The following is a 13,623-nucleotide window of genomic DNA, read 5'->3' on the forward strand; positions in this document are numbered from 1 at the left end:
CGTTCGGGACCCCTGCTCTCGCGAGCCGGTGAAGCCCGTCCCTACGCGAGCGGGGGCGGGCTTTCATGTTTTTAGACGGTCGCGGCCGCCGATCCGCTCCGCGGCTTGCCTCCGACCCGTCACCGGTGTGAACTCCCGCCTCCCCGCGCCCCGGAGCCGCCCGCCGATGACCGCACCCGCCCTCGCAGGCCCCATCGTCCTCGCCCACGCCGCCTATCGCCTCGGCGACGCGTACAGGGCAAAGGGCGTCTCCCAGCCCTTCGTCGAGGTGCGCGACCTCGCGGCGCTGGAGGACGCGGTGGCGGAGGCCGAGGTGCTGGTGGTCTCCGGCCTCTGGCGCCACGGCCTTCTGGAGCGGGCGCCCCGCCTGCGCTTCATCCAGTCGGTCAGCGCCGGCACCGACCAGTTCCCGAAGGACCTGTTGCGCGAGCGCGGCATCCGGCTCGCCAGCGCGCAGGGCGGCAACGAGCGCGCCGTGGCCGAGCACGCGCTGGCGCTGATGCTCGGCCTCACCCGCCACCTGCCGGAGGCCCTGCGCAACCAGGCCGCCGCGACCTGGCGGCCGATGATCGCCGACCCGGGCAAGCGCGAGCAGGAGCTCGGCGGCCGGACGCTGCTGGTGGTCGGCCTCGGGCGCATCGGCACCCGCATCGCCCGGCTGGCCCAGGCCTTCGACATGCGGGTGATCGGCCTGCGCCGCCGCCCGCTCGAGGCCGGCGACCCCGTCGAGGCGGTCTTCGCCCCCGACCGGCTGCACGAGGCGCTGGGGCAGGCCGACGTCGTGGCGCTCGCCTGCCCGCTGACGCCGGAGACCGAGGGGCTGATCGACGGGGCGGCGCTCGCCGCGATGAAGCCGGGCGCGCTCCTCGTCAACGTCGCCCGCGGCCGCGTGGTCGACCAGGACGCCCTGGCCCGCGCCCTCGCCGAGGGCGGCATCGCCGGCGCCGGCCTCGACTGCTTTCACGACGAGCCGCTGCCGGCCGACGCCCCGTTCTGGCGCATGCCGAACGTGATCGTCACCCCCCACAGCGCCGGCGAGACCAGCCAGTACGAGGGCCGGGTGATCGACCTGCTGGTCGAGAACCTGGCGCGGCTGCGGCGGGGGGAGGAGCTGGTGAACCCGGTGGTGTGAGGGTCCGAGAAGAACCGCATATCTCCGCAGGTTCCCGCTCACCCGATGGCTTGTGCGCGTCCGCCTCTCCCCGCGGACGGCAGGACTGTCCGGGAAGAAAGGGGCGCGGGTTTTCCCTCCCCCCTCTGCGGGGGAGGGTGGCCCCCGCGTTAGCGGGGGTCGGGAGAGGGGACGCCGCTTCCGGATGAAGCGGAACCGTTCTGAAGGGCGCCCCCTGGATCAGCGTCGCGCTGCCCCTCTCCCGGCCCACTCCGTAGGCCACCCTCCCCCGACCCAAGTCGGGCAAGCCCGACTTGGGCAAGTGGATGCGGAACTCGGGCATGCCCGAGTTCCGTTGGGGGGAGGGGGAAACCCGCGCTCTTCCCTTTCCCCGGACAGCCCTGCGCGGGCGGGGAAAGGGGAATTCCCGTGCCGGTCCGGGAGCGATCGCCTCAGACTGCGCCCGGCGCCTCCCTCACCGATCCAGCACCGCCCGGTCGTTCTTCGCCACCAGGGCCTTGAAGTACGGGGTCAGGTCGTTCTCCGACAGGCCGAAGGCCTGGGAGAACTGCATGATCAGCTGCTGCTCGCCGGCTTCCGCCTCGCCGTCGGCCATGGCGCTGTCGATCATGTTGAGGATGATGCAGAGCTTCTGCTCCGGGCGCAGGCGCGGCGCGGCGTCGGCCAGGAACTGGGCCGGCTGGGTGGCGCGGGCGTACTTGACGGCGGCTTCGAGGCTCTGGCGCGTCGCGTTGCGGCCGAGCACCGACATCAGGTGGCCGACCTCCTCCGGGTCGATCTCGCCGTCGGCGCTCATGCAGTAGATCAGCGAGACCGCGAGGCAGGTCCGCGGCGTGAGGTCGAGCGAGGTCTGCGACTTGAACATGTTGAACATCGTCGGGGGCCCCTGGCCAAGTGCTCTGGAAGTGTGCTGAGTCGACGATCAGCGCAGGCGGTCGATTACCGCAACGATGCGGCGGTGTCGATCGCCACGCGGCTTATCGAGAGAGAGTATTTTTCGCGCTGGGCGTATTCCATTTGCCGGCTTAAGCTCCCATATACCGGCCGGTTTTTCTTCCACACGTTTGTCGGTCGAAATTAATCCCGCGCCAATGCTTGAAGATGCTGGATGCTGGCAGCCCGGCCGCCGGCATAGGTCTCGCACGGCCGCGCTGCCCGACGAAACGCCGCCCTGTGACGACAACCATGGTCGCACCAGCATATTCCACGATAAATCCAGGATCATTCTCGTTCCGGACCGGGAACCAAGCCTTATCTTCTCTCTTCCATGGCCGCCGTAGCAGGATCAACTCCCGCTATACGCGCATTTAAAATCTCATTTCATTGACGCATCCCGGCCCCGGCGGCATCCTTGGGCATCGAAGACCGGGGCCGCGACGCTCCGCCCGAGCCCCGTCCCAGACCATCGGAATCGATCCTCATGACGCGACCGCGCCTCGTCGGCTTCTCCGCCAACATCCAGCGGCCCTCGAAGACCCGCACCCTGGTCGAGGCGGTCGCCGCCGAGGCTGCCGTACGGCTGCCGGTCGAGGTGCGGATCTTCGACCTCGTCGATGCCGGCCCCGGCCTCGGGGCCGCGCTCACCCGCGACCAGCTCTCCCTGCCGGCCCGCCGCCTTGTCGAGGCGGTGGAGGAGGCCGACGCCCTCGTGGTCGGCACCCCCGTCTACAAGGGCGCCTATACGGGCCTGTTCAAGCACCTGTTCGACCTCGTGGCGCCGGAGGCCCTGGCCGGCAAGCCGGTGGCGCTCGTCGCCACCGGCGGCGGCCCGCGCCACGCGCTGGTGGTCGAGCACAGCTTGCGCCCGCTCTTCGGCTTCTTCACCGCGCTCACGGTGCCGACCGCCGTCTACGCCTCGGACGCCGATTTTCGCGACGGCGGCCTCGAGTCCGCGGCGATCCGCCAGCGGGTGGCCGAGGCCGGCGGCCAGCTCGCCGCCCTCGCCGGCGCCCGCGCCACGGAAGCGGCGCCGCTTGCCCGCGTCGCCGGGGGCGCCCGGTGATCGACCGGCGCACCCTCCTGGCGGCGGCGCTCGCGGGCGCCGCCCTGCCGGCCCGCGCCGCGGCCGGGGACACCCTGCGCATCGGCTACCAGAAGAGCGGCATCCTGGTCGTCGCCAAGCAGCAGGGCGCGATCGAGGCGAGGCTGAAGCCTCTCGGCGTCACCGTCGCCTGGGTCGAGTTCTCGTTCGGCCCGCCGCTCCTCGAGGCGATCAGCCTCGGCGCCCTGGATCTCGGCTCGACCGGCGACGCGCCGCCGATCTTCGCGCAGGCCGCCGGGTCGCCGCTGGTCTACGTGGCGGCGCAGGAGGCCGCGGGCTCGGGCGCCGCGATCGTGGTCTCGAGGGATTCCCCCATCCGCACCCTGGCGGACCTGCGGGGGAAGCGCGTCGCCTTCGCCAAGGCGTCGAGCGCGCACAACTTCACCATCGCGGCCCTGGAGAAGGCGGGCCTGACCTACCGCGACATCGAGCCGGTGACCCTGGCGCCGGCCGACGCCGCGGCGGCCTTCGCCCGGGGCAGCGTCGATGCCTGGACGATCTGGGATCCGTACTTCGCCATCGCGGAGATGCAGCCGACGACCCGGGTGCTGACGCTCGCCAACGACATCGCCAGGCCCAACAGCTTCCTCCTCGCCCACCGGTCCCTCGCCGCCGAGCGCGGGCCGGTGCTCGACGCGGCGCTCGACGCGCTTTCGGGCGTGGCGCGCTGGTGCGAGGCCAACCGGGGCGAGGTGGCGGCGATCCTGTCCAAGGGCACCGGCGTGCCGCTGCCCGCGACCCGCCGGGCGGTCGACCGCACCGACTTCGTCCTCGGGCCGATGACCGCGAGCGCGGTGGCCGAGCAGCAGCGCGTCGCCGACCGCTTCCACGCCCTCTCGCTGATCCCGCGCCCGATCCGGATCGCCGATGCGCTCCGCACGCCCGTCTCCCAGAACGGCTGACCCTCCATGCCCACCCTCCCCTCCCCCGCTTCCGCCGCACGGCGCTTCGCCCCCTGGCTGCTGCCGGCCGCGATCCTCGTCGGCTGGCAGATCGCCGGCTCGGCCGGCCTCGTCTCGACCCGGCTGATGCCCGCCCCCCTCGACGTCGCCGCCGCCGGCTGGCGCATGGCCGAGACCGGCGAGCTCTGGACCAATCTCGGCGTCAGCTTCCTGCGGGCGGCGAGCGGCTTCCTCATAGGCGGCGGCATCGGCTTTGCCCTCGGCCTCGCCAACGGGCTGTCGCGCGTGTCGGACCGGCTCACCGACACCACCGTGCAGATGATCCGCAACATCCCGCACCTGTCGCTGATCCCGCTGGTGATCCTGTGGTTCGGCATCGGCGAGGAAGCGAAGCTCTTCCTGGTGGCGCTCGGCGTGTTCTTCCCGATCTACGCCAACACCCTGCACGGCATCCGCTCGGTCGATCCGCAGCTGGTCGAGATGGGCCGGATCTACGGCATGTCGCGGGCCGAACTGTTTCGCCGCGTGGTGCTGCCGGGCGCCCTGCCCTCGGTCTTCGTGGGCCTGCGCTACGCGCTCGGCATCATGTGGCTGACGCTGATCGTCGCCGAGACGATCTCGGCCTCCTCGGGGCTCGGCTACATGGCGATGCAGGCCCGCGAGTTCATGCTGGTCGACGTCGTGGTGCTGGCGATCCTGATCTACGCGCTGCTCGGCAAGGTCGCCGACCTGCTGACCCGCCAGCTGGAGCGCGCCTGCCTCGCCTGGAACCCGGCCTACCGCTCGGCCTGACCCTCCAAAGACCCGCGTCCAGGACTCTCTCTCCATGATCGCCAGCACGCTTCGCCGGTTCGAGGGCTTCTCGCCCGCCGCCCCCACCCGCCTGCGCCGCGACGCCCGCGACCGCGAGATCGCCCGCGAGCCGACGACGGCCGGCCTCGGCCTCACCCTCCGCGGCCTGTCGAAGAGCTTCGACGGCGGCAAGCCCGTCATCGACGGACTCGACCTGCACATCCCGGCCGGCCAGTTCGTCGCCGTGGTCGGTCGCTCGGGCTGCGGCAAGTCCACCCTGCTGCGCCTGATCCTCGGCCTCGAGGCGCCGAGCGCGGGCCGCATCGCGATCGAGGGGGCCGAGGCCCCGCGCCGGATCATGTTCCAGGAGCCGCGGCTGCTGCCCTGGGCGCGGGTCCTCGACAACGTCGCGGTGGGCCTGCGCGACGGCTCGGCGGCGGAGCGGCGGGAGCGCGCCGCCGCGGCGCTGAAGGAGGTGGGGCTGTCCGACAAGGCGGGGCAGTGGCCCTCGACCCTCTCGGGCGGGCAGCGCCAGCGGGTGGCGCTCGCCCGCGCCCTCGTCAGCCGCCCGGGGCTGCTCGCCCTCGACGAGCCCCTCGGCGCGCTGGACGCGCTGACCCGCATCGACATGCAGGCGATGATCGAGCGGATCTGGCGCGCGCAGGGCTTCACCGCCCTCCTCGTCACCCACGACGTCGCCGAGGCGGTGGCGCTCGCCGACCGCATCCTGGTGGTCGATGCCGGCCGCATCGCCCTCGACGTCGCGGTGCCGGTGCCCCGCCCGCGCCGGCGCGGCGACCCGGAGCTGGCGGCCCTGGAAGGGCGCATCCTCGATCATCTCCTGGATGGGCGGGCCTGACGGGCTCCTCGACCGACAAGCCCACCATCCAGACCCGTATCCCACCCACGACCTCATCCTGAGGTGCGACCGTCAGGGAGCCTCGAAGGAGGGCTCCAGGGGTCGCAGGGGTTTCTGGAGCCCTCCTCCGAGGTCAGTCGATCCTTGATCGACCGACACCTCAGGATGAGGTTGCGGGTTGGGATGATTGGAAAGCGGCCGCCGACCAGGCGCCAAAACCCCTTCACGGAGTCCCCCATGACCGGCCAGACCGACGTCCTCTGGTTCCTGCCCACCCACGGCGACGGCCGCTACCTCGGCGCGCAAGAGGGTGCGCGGGCTGTCACCCTGCCCTACCTGCGCCAGATCGCCCAGGCCGCCGACGAGCTCGGGTATTTCGGCGTGCTCCTGCCGACCGGGCGCTCCTGCGAGGATTCCTGGGTCGTCGCCTCGGCGCTCGCCCCCCTGACGAAGCGCCTGCGCTTCCTCGTGGCGGTGCGGCCGGGCCTGCAATTGCCCTCCACCGCCGCCCGCATGGCCGCGACCCTCGACCGGATCTCGGACGGGCGCCTCCTCATCAACGTGGTCACCGGCGGCGATCCGGTCGAGCTGCGCGGCGACGGCGTGTTCCTCGCCCACGACGAGCGCTACGCGGTGACCGACGAGTTCCTGCGGGTCTGGCGCGGGCTGCTCTCCGGCGAGACGGTGACCTATCAGGGCGAGCACCTGCGGCTCGAGGACGGGCGGCTGATCTTCCCGCCGGTGCAGAAGCCCTACCCGCCGCTCTACTTCGGCGGCTCGTCGCCGGCCGGGATCGAGGTCGCGGCCGAGCATTGCGACGTCTACCTGACCTGGGGCGAGCCCCCGGCCGGCGTGGCGGAAAAAATCGCGCGGGCCCGAGAGGCGGCGGAGAAGCGCGGCAAGACCTTCTCCTACGGCATCCGCCTGCACGTCATCGTGCGCGAGACGGAAAGCGCGGCCTGGGAGGCGGCCGAGTCGCTGATCTCGCGTCTCGACGACGCCACCATCGCCAAGGCGCAGGCGACCCTGGCGCGCCAGGATTCCGTCGGCCAGAGCCGGATGATGCAGCTGCACGGCGGCAAGCGCGACAAGCTCGTGGTCTCGCCGAACCTCTGGGCCGGCGTCGGCCTGGTGCGGGGCGGCGCCGGCACGGCGCTGGTGGGCTCCCCCGACCAGGTCGCCGACCGGATGAAGGAGTACATCGATCTCGGCATCGACCGCTTCATCCTCTCGGGCTACCCGCACCTGGAGGAGGCCTACCGCTTCGCCGAGCTGGTCTTCCCCAAGCTCCCCTTGCGCAGCACCACCGGGACGGCGGCGACGGGCGCGCGCAACGACGGCCCGTTCGGCGAGGTGATCGCCAACGACATCGTGCCGACGCGGGGGGTGGCGGCGCATTGAGGAGGTGGTCGGGCGGCGTCGAGCGCGCAGTCCCGTCTGCCTCGATTGAAGCGTTCCTCTCGTCAGCGACCTCGTCCTGATGTGTCGGAGCCCGTCTGATCGGATCCCGCAGAGCCGGCACTCTCCACGTCATCCCGGGGCCGCGCAGCGGGACCCGGGACCCATGACCGCTGACGCTCCAGGATGAAGCGGGACGTCGTCCGCCTCGTTCTCAACCGTCGGGGGTGGGACGGAGCGGCAAGGCCCGTGCGGCGGCTCCCACCCCCTGGAGCCAACCTCCTGACCATTCGTGAGGCCTGCGCCCCACGCCGACCCCGACCCGTGGCCGCTCCCGCCGCGCTGGCGTTTCCCGGCGCAGGGGTTACATGACGCCGGGACGACGAGCAGCGGACAGGAGCGAGGCGACGTGGCGATCACCCGGGACGACGTGCTGAAGGCGCTCGCGGGCGTGACGGTCGATGCGGCGGGCACCAGTTTGCCGGCCTCCGGCCGCCTGTCCGAGATCGTCATCGACCCTTCCGGCCGGGTGGTGTTCTCGATCGGCATCGCGCCGCCGGAGGCCAAGGCCTTCGAGGCGGTGCGGCAGGCGGCCGAGATCGCGGTGCTGAAGGTGCCCGGCGTCAAGGCGGCGCTCGCGAGCCTCACCGCCGAGCGCGGCGCCGGCCCCGCCCCGCGCCCCGCCGCGCCGCAAGGTGGCGCCCAGGGCGGTCCCCGTCCCGGCCCGGCCCTGCCGGGGGTGCGCCACATCGTGGCGGTGGCCTCGGGCAAGGGCGGCGTCGGCAAGTCGACCACCGCCTGTAACCTCGCCCTGGCGCTCCGCGCGCAGGGGCTCAAGGTCGGCCTGCTCGATGCCGACATCTACGGCCCCTCGGTGCCGAAGCTGTTCGGCCTCGACCGCAAGCCGGAGACGATCAACACGCCGCAAGGCCAGCGCATCGTGCCGCTCAACGGCTACGGCCTCGCGGTGATGTCGATCGGCTTCCTGATCTCCGCCGACACGGCGATGATCTGGCGCGGCCCGATGGTGCAGTCGGCCCTGACCCAGCTCCTGCGCGAGGTCGCCTGGGGCGAGCTCGACGTCCTGGTCGTCGACATGCCCCCCGGCACCGGCGACGCGCAGCTGACGCTGGCGCAGGGAACGCCGCTTGCCGGCGCGGTGATCGTCTCGACGCCGCAGGACCTGGCGCTGATCGACGCGCGGCGCGCGGTGACGATGTTCCGCCGGGTCGAGGTGCCGATCCTCGGCGTGGTCGAGAACATGGCGACCTTCGTCTGCCCGCATTGCGGCGGCACCTCGCACATCTTCGGCCATGGCGGCGCCCGCCACGAGGCCGAGACGATGGGCGTGCCGTTCCTCGGCGAGGTGCCGCTCAACATGACGATCCGCGAATCATCGGATGCCGGCCGTCCGGTCGTCGCGGTCGATCCCGACGGGCCGCAGGCCGCCGCCTACCGGGCGATCGCCGCGGGCCTGTGGGCCAACCTCAGCGGCGGCGCCGGCCCGCGCCCGGCGCCCCGGATCGTGATCGAGTGAGCACGCCGCCGACCCTCGGGGTGATCCTCGCCGGCGGGCTCGCCCGCCGGATGGGCGGCGGCGACAAGCCGCTGCTGCGGCTCGGCGGCAGGACCCTGCTGGAACGCGTGGCCGAGCGCTTGCGCCCGCAATGCGCCGCCGGGCTGATCCTCAACGCCAACGGCGATCCTGGGCGGTTTCATACCTTCACGGGCTTCGTGGTGCCGGATTCCGTGCCCGACGCGCCCGGACCCCTCGCCGGGGTGCTCGCCGCCCTCGATTTCTGCGCGAGCCACCACCCGGACGTTCCTTACGTCGCGAGCGTCGCCGGCGACACGCCGTTCCTGCCGCACGACTTCGTCGAACGCCTGCACGCGGCGCGCGCCCGCGACGGCGTCGAGATGGCGGTGGCCGCCTCCGACGGGCAATTGCACTTCGTCAACGGGCTCTGGGCGGTGGGCCTGCGCCACGACCTGCGGGCGGCCCTCGTCGAGCGGGGCCTGCGGCGGGTCGGCATGTGGATCGCCCGGCACAACGCCGCGGAGGCGGCGTGGGGGGTGGAGCCGGTGGATCCGTTCCTGAACCTCAACACGCCGGAGGATTTTTCGGCGGCGGAGCGGCTGGTGGCGAACGAGGGCCGAGCGCCGATCCAGTGAAGCGCCGGCATAACCCTCGCCCCTCTGCGGGGGAGGGTGCCCGGCTGCGAGTGCGAAGCACTCGTGCGCCGGGCGGGAGAGGGGAACCACGTTTCCGGAAAGAACCGAACCGTCGTGAAGGGCGCCCGCTGGACCAGCGTCGCGCTGCCCCTCTCCCGGCCCGCTCCGCGGGCCACCCTCCCCCGCAGAGGGGGGAGGGTTCGCGCGCGCGTATCGGTAGCCGAGGGCTCGCCGGATCCCGGCCTTACGCCTCGACGCGCATCGACGTGATGGTGTCGGGATCGCGCACCGGCTCGCCGCGCTTGATCTGGTCGATCACCTCCATGCCCTCGACCACCTTGCCCCACACCGTGTACTGGCGGTCGAGGAACTTGGCGTCGCCGAAGCAGATGAAGAACTGCGAGTTGGCCGAGTGCGGGAAGTTGGTGCGGGCCATCGAGCAGGTGCCGCGCACATGCGGCTCGGCGTTGAACTCGGCCTTCAGGTCCGGCAGCTCGGAGCCGCCGGTGCCGGTGCCGGTCGGGTCGCCGGTCTGGGCCATGAAGCCGTCGATGACGCGGTGGAACGGCACGCCGTCGTAGAAGCCCTGCTGCGAGAGGGTCTTGATCCGCTCGACGTGGTTGGGGGCGAGGTCGGGGCGCAGCTCGATGACCACGCGGCCCTTGCTGGTCTCCATCACGAGTCGGTTGCTGTCGGTCATGGTCGGTCTCCTTGATTCGGACCAGGGTAGACGAAACGCAGGGCGATGGGACGCCCCGCAACGGCGCCGCCGAGCCCCGCCGTCAGCCGCGCCGGGGTGCAGCGGGCCAGCGACGAGAGGGTCTCGGCGGTCAAGGCGGCGCGGCGCTCCTCGGCCACGCGCGCGAAAGTGATCCGCGGGGTGCCCTGGAGGCTCCCGTCCCGCCGCAGGGCGAAGCGCGCGGTGATCGCCGCGGCCCCGAGGCCCGCCGACGGGCGCCAGCAGGCGGCGAGCCGGGGATAGAGCGCCGCGAGGGTGTCGGCGGACCCCTGGGGCGGGCTCGCCACCGGCACCCGCACGGTCGCCCGCAGGGTCGTCGGCAGCGAGAGCACCGAGGGGTTGTCGTACACGTCGAACTGCGCGGCGGCGGGCGCGGCCGGGAGGACCAGCGCGAGGCCGGCCAGAATTCTCCTCATCAGGGGACCGCCCGGCCGGAGCCCGCCGCGCAAGGCCTTACTGGCCGTCCTGGGCCAGGCTCATCCGGACGATCTTGTCCGGGCTCTGCACGGTGCCGTTCTGGGCTGACGAGCCCTTCTTGATCTTGTCGACCACGTCCATGCCCGAGGTCACCTCGCCCACCACCGTGTACTGGTTGTTGAGGAACGAGGCGTCGCCGAAGCAGATGAAGAACTGGGAATTGGCCGAGTTCGGGTCCTGCGAGCGGGCCATGCCGACGGTGCCGCGCTTGAACGGCGCCTTGGAGAACTCCGCCGGGATGTTCGGCAGGTCGGACTTGCCCATGCCGGTGCCGGTCGGATCGCCGGTCTGGGCCATGAAGCCGTCGATGACGCGGTGGAAGACGATGCCGTTGTAGAAGCCGCGCTTCGTCAGCGTCTTGATCTGCTGGACGTGCTTGGGCGCGAGGTCCGGGCGCAGCTGGATGGTGATGCGGCCGTCCTTGGTGTCGAGGTAGACGGTGTTCTGGTCGGGCGCGGCGCTCGCCGGGGCGGCGAAGGCGGCAACGGACAGCACCAGGGCTGCGAGCCAGCGGATCATGGGGGTCTCCTGGGTGGAAGAACGCCTGCGTCAGGCGGACGGGGCGAAGCGGGCGCCGAGGCGGTCGGCTACCGCCGCGGGCACGAAGGGCCGCACGTCGCCGCCCATGGCGGCGATCTGGCGGACCAGGGTGGCGGTGATCGGCCGCACGCCGGTCGAGGCCGGCAGGAACACGGTCTGCACCTCCGGCGCCATCGCGCCGTTCATGCCGGCGAGCTGCATCTCGTAGTCGAGATCGGTGCCGTCGCGCAAACCGCGGATGAACAGGCTGGCGCCGTGCCGGCGCGCCGCCGCCACCGCGAGGTCGGCGAAGGTGACCACCTCGAGGCTCGTCCCGGTCTCGGCGGCGAGCGGCCCGCAGGTGGCCCGGATCAGCTCCGCCCGCTCCTCGGCGGAGAACAGCGGGGTCTTGCCCGGATGCACGCCGATCGCCACGACGAGGCAGCCGACCAGGCGGCAGGCCTGGCGCACCACGTCGAGATGGCCGTTGGTCACCGGATCGAAGGAGCCGGCATAGAGCGCGGTGCGGTTCATCGTGGTCCCCCTAGAGCATTTTCGGGCCTGACGGAACCGCCCGTCCCGTCGGCCCGCTCACCTGGTCACGGCGCCGACGAGCGGCCCGAGCGGCCGGCTCAGGTCCTGCCGGCCGAGCGAGGGGGCGTAGAGGCTCGACACGCTGCCGTCGAGGAACAGCGCGTTGGGGCAGCCGAGCGCGTCGCGAAACAGCCGCGCGAAGGCCCCGAAGCTCACCGGCGCCTCCGAGATCGCGAACACCGCCGTGTGCCCGTCCGGCCGCACGCCGACGCCGTTGCGGATCTTTTGCGAGGGCCCGTCCTCGGAGATCTTGGGGTGGATGCGGTTGTTGATCACCAGCATCGGACCCGACTGCGTGGCGAACTCGGCCCGGGGATGGACCTTGAGGTAGCGGCCGGTCTCGAGCACGCCGGCCCGGTCGCCGGCGACGTAGAACACGCCGTTCGGCTTGAGGTGGAAGTTGCCCGGGCCGTTGGCGGTGTTGGCCGCCTTCAGCTCGTGCCCGTCCTCGACGTAGAGGCCGACGGGGCCGAGGCCGTTGTCGTACATGCCGGCATTCATCGCGAAGGCGAGTTTGTCGCCCTGCTGGCCTGCGAGCCGCGACAGCGAGCCGTAGGGCAGGCCGTCGGGTCCGCGCCAGAACAGCTTCACCCGGGCACGCCGCAGATCGACGGTGCAGACGGCGTAGGCCTGGCCCTCGTGGGTCTGCGGGCGGCAGGAGGCGGCGGATGCCGACGGCGCGGGCGCGACCGAAGGGGAGGCGGCGCGTGCCGCTGGGGCAGGGCCGGCGGCGAGCCAGCACAGGCCCGCCCCGAGCAGCCACATCCCGATCCGTCCCGCTTTCGCCGCCGTCATTGTCCCCGCACTCCGTCCGGTTTTCGCGCTACCGGTATAGAGCGATCGTGACGTTTTGCAGCACGAACCGATCATCGAGCTTGCGTGTTTTGAGGGCCTGGGGGTCGGACACTCTCTCGAGGGAGATCGGATCATGAAGGGCATGTTGGCGGCATCGGCGGTCCTGGCGGGCGCGCTCCTGGCCGTGCCGGCCACCGCGGAAGCCCGCGGCTTCGCCTTCGGCGGCGGCGGGTTCCGCGGCGGCGGCGGCTTCGGCGGCTTCCATGGCGGCGGGTTCCGGGGCGGCTTCGGCGGCTATCGCGGCGTCGGCTTCGGTGGGTACCGCGGCGGGTTCGGCGGCTATCGCGGGGTCGGCTTCGGCGGGTACCGCGGCGGCTACGGCGGCTGGCGCGGGGGCTACGGCTACCGCCGCGGCTACGGCGGCTTCGGCTACGGCGCGGCGGGCCTGGGGATCGGCCTCGGTCTCGGCCTCGCGGCAGCCTCGGCCTACCCGTATTATGGCGGCTACGGCTACGGCTACGCCCCGGTCGGGTATTACGGCGGCGGCTACGATTACGGCTACGGCGGCGGCTGCTACGAGGTGCCCCGGGTGCGCTGGACGCCCTACGGCTACCGCCGCGTCCTCGTGACCCGCTGCTACTGAGCGGAAGCCGCATCGGCAGGGAAAAGGGCCGCCCGGCGAGGGCGGCCCTTTTTTCGTGCCCTGCTTCCTTGGCTCGCGATCAGTTCCGCCGCCCCGCGGCCTCGTCCTGCCGCATCGGCATCGCATCGATGGTGGAGAACAGCCGCTCGGCCGGGATCGGCTCCGCGGCCGTGAGCTTCGCCCCGCCATCCTTGCCGACCAGCACCGCGCGGAACCCGGTCGCCGGCAGGCCGAGGCGGCGGCGCAGGGCCATGGCCTCGGACCCCTCCCCGATCGCCCGCACCACCACGAGGTCGCGCTCGCGCATCCCGGCCCCCGCCGCCTCGGCGATGCGCCCCTGCGCGGCGGCACGGGGATCGTCGGCGGCGGCCGCGATCACCAGCACCCGGGACTTCCAGCGGTAGCGGTCGAGGTCGGACCCGGCGGAGGCGGCCGGCAGGATCGCCGCGAGCACGAGCGGGCCGGCGAGGAGCGAGGCGAGGAGCGACGACGGAATCATGCCGAACCCTTTCGCGGCGGCGCCGGACGGCCCGGCGCGCCTCTCGCAGGTAAGGCTCCGG

16 protein-coding genes are annotated in these 13,623 nt (G+C 72.4%); 9 read left to right on the plus strand and 7 right to left on the minus strand.

All coding sequences use genetic code 11. The annotated features are described in order from the left end of the window. The first annotated feature begins 166 nt into the window (after positions 1–166). Entirely contained in the window at positions 167–1,132 is a 966-nt protein-coding gene (locus ACS5PV_RS11000) for a D-2-hydroxyacid dehydrogenase (RefSeq protein ID WP_455395366.1), read from the plus strand. 454 nt (positions 1,133–1,586) lie between these two features. Here the strand turns inward: ACS5PV_RS11000 and ACS5PV_RS11005 are convergent, their stop codons facing one another. Further along, a complete protein-coding gene (locus ACS5PV_RS11005; protein WP_455395367.1) occupies positions 1,587–1,997 on the minus strand; it encodes a tellurite resistance TerB family protein in 411 nt (136 codons plus the stop codon). A 555-nt stretch (positions 1,998–2,552) separates the two neighbouring features. On the opposite strand from ACS5PV_RS11005, the gene msuE reads away from it, so the two are divergent. The 7 genes from msuE (at position 2,553) to mobA (ending at position 9,296) form a co-directional block, all read left to right on the plus strand. Next, positions 2,553–3,134 carry an FMN reductase gene (msuE, locus tag ACS5PV_RS11010; protein WP_455395368.1) on the plus strand — a complete coding sequence of 194 codons (582 nt, stop codon included), beginning with the start codon at positions 2,553–2,555 and terminating at the stop codon, positions 3,132–3,134. Beyond that, positions 3,131–4,075 (plus strand): aliphatic sulfonate ABC transporter substrate-binding protein, encoded by a 945-nt coding sequence (locus tag ACS5PV_RS11015; RefSeq protein WP_455395369.1) that lies wholly within the window; start codon positions 3,131–3,133, stop codon positions 4,073–4,075. The genes msuE and ACS5PV_RS11015 overlap by 4 nt, the downstream gene beginning before the upstream one ends. Positions 4,076–4,081: 6 nt before the next feature. Continuing rightward, on the plus strand, positions 4,082–4,867 hold the full coding sequence (gene ssuC, locus ACS5PV_RS11020; protein WP_455395370.1) for an aliphatic sulfonate ABC transporter permease SsuC: 786 nt from the start codon (positions 4,082–4,084) through the stop codon (positions 4,865–4,867). A gap of 34 nt (positions 4,868–4,901) precedes the next feature. Then, entirely contained in the window at positions 4,902–5,726 is an 825-nt protein-coding gene (locus ACS5PV_RS11025) for an ATP-binding cassette domain-containing protein (protein WP_455395371.1), read from the plus strand. Between the two features lie 237 nt (positions 5,727–5,963). After that, positions 5,964–7,127, plus strand: coding sequence for an FMNH2-dependent alkanesulfonate monooxygenase (gene ssuD / locus ACS5PV_RS11030; RefSeq protein WP_455395372.1), 1,164 nt, complete (start codon positions 5,964–5,966; stop codon positions 7,125–7,127). Positions 7,128–7,533: 406 nt separating this feature from the next. Next, on the plus strand, positions 7,534–8,661 hold the full coding sequence (locus tag ACS5PV_RS11035; RefSeq protein WP_455395373.1) for an Mrp/NBP35 family ATP-binding protein: 1,128 nt from the start codon (positions 7,534–7,536) through the stop codon (positions 8,659–8,661). Further along, complete coding sequence (gene mobA / locus ACS5PV_RS11040; protein WP_455395374.1) at positions 8,658–9,296, plus strand: molybdenum cofactor guanylyltransferase MobA; 639 nt, start codon at positions 8,658–8,660, stop codon at positions 9,294–9,296. Before ACS5PV_RS11035 ends, mobA begins: the two co-directional genes overlap by 4 nt. A 244-nt stretch (positions 9,297–9,540) precedes the next feature. Here mobA and ACS5PV_RS11045 read toward each other — a convergent pair whose 3' ends face one another. From ACS5PV_RS11045 to ACS5PV_RS11065, 5 genes are read right to left on the minus strand one after another with little or no spacing between them, the layout of a single operon-like run. Then, a complete protein-coding gene (locus ACS5PV_RS11045) occupies positions 9,541–9,996 on the minus strand; it encodes a peptidylprolyl isomerase (RefSeq protein WP_455395375.1) in 456 nt (151 codons plus the stop codon). Beyond that, the gene (locus tag ACS5PV_RS11050; RefSeq protein ID WP_455395376.1) at positions 9,993–10,451 is read right to left on the minus strand and encodes a hypothetical protein; all 459 of its coding nucleotides are present in this window, start codon (positions 10,449–10,451) and stop codon (positions 9,993–9,995) included. The genes ACS5PV_RS11045 and ACS5PV_RS11050 overlap by 4 nt, the downstream gene beginning before the upstream one ends. 37 nt (positions 10,452–10,488) lie before the next feature. Further along, complete coding sequence (locus tag ACS5PV_RS11055) at positions 10,489–11,031, minus strand: peptidylprolyl isomerase (protein WP_455395377.1); 543 nt, start codon at positions 11,029–11,031, stop codon at positions 10,489–10,491. Positions 11,032–11,061: 30 nt separating this feature from the next. Continuing rightward, on the minus strand, positions 11,062–11,565 hold the full coding sequence (gene coaD / locus ACS5PV_RS11060) for a pantetheine-phosphate adenylyltransferase (RefSeq protein WP_455395378.1): 504 nt from the start codon (positions 11,563–11,565) through the stop codon (positions 11,062–11,064). A 57-nt stretch (positions 11,566–11,622) separates the two neighbouring features. After that, complete coding sequence (locus tag ACS5PV_RS11065; RefSeq protein ID WP_455395379.1) at positions 11,623–12,420, minus strand: phosphodiester glycosidase family protein; 798 nt, start codon at positions 12,418–12,420, stop codon at positions 11,623–11,625. A gap of 133 nt (positions 12,421–12,553) precedes the next feature. Between ACS5PV_RS11065 and ACS5PV_RS11070 the strand changes: the two genes are divergently transcribed. After that, the gene (locus ACS5PV_RS11070) at positions 12,554–13,063 is read left to right on the plus strand and encodes a hypothetical protein (protein WP_455395380.1); all 510 of its coding nucleotides are present in this window, start codon (positions 12,554–12,556) and stop codon (positions 13,061–13,063) included. A gap of 79 nt (positions 13,064–13,142) precedes the next feature. Here the strand turns inward: ACS5PV_RS11070 and ACS5PV_RS11075 are convergent, their stop codons facing one another. Beyond that, positions 13,143–13,562, minus strand: coding sequence for a DUF4174 domain-containing protein (locus ACS5PV_RS11075; protein WP_455395381.1), 420 nt, complete (start codon positions 13,560–13,562; stop codon positions 13,143–13,145). Between the last annotated feature and the right edge of the window lie 61 nt (positions 13,563–13,623).

This window comes from Methylobacterium sp. Gmos1 (assembly GCF_053764715.1).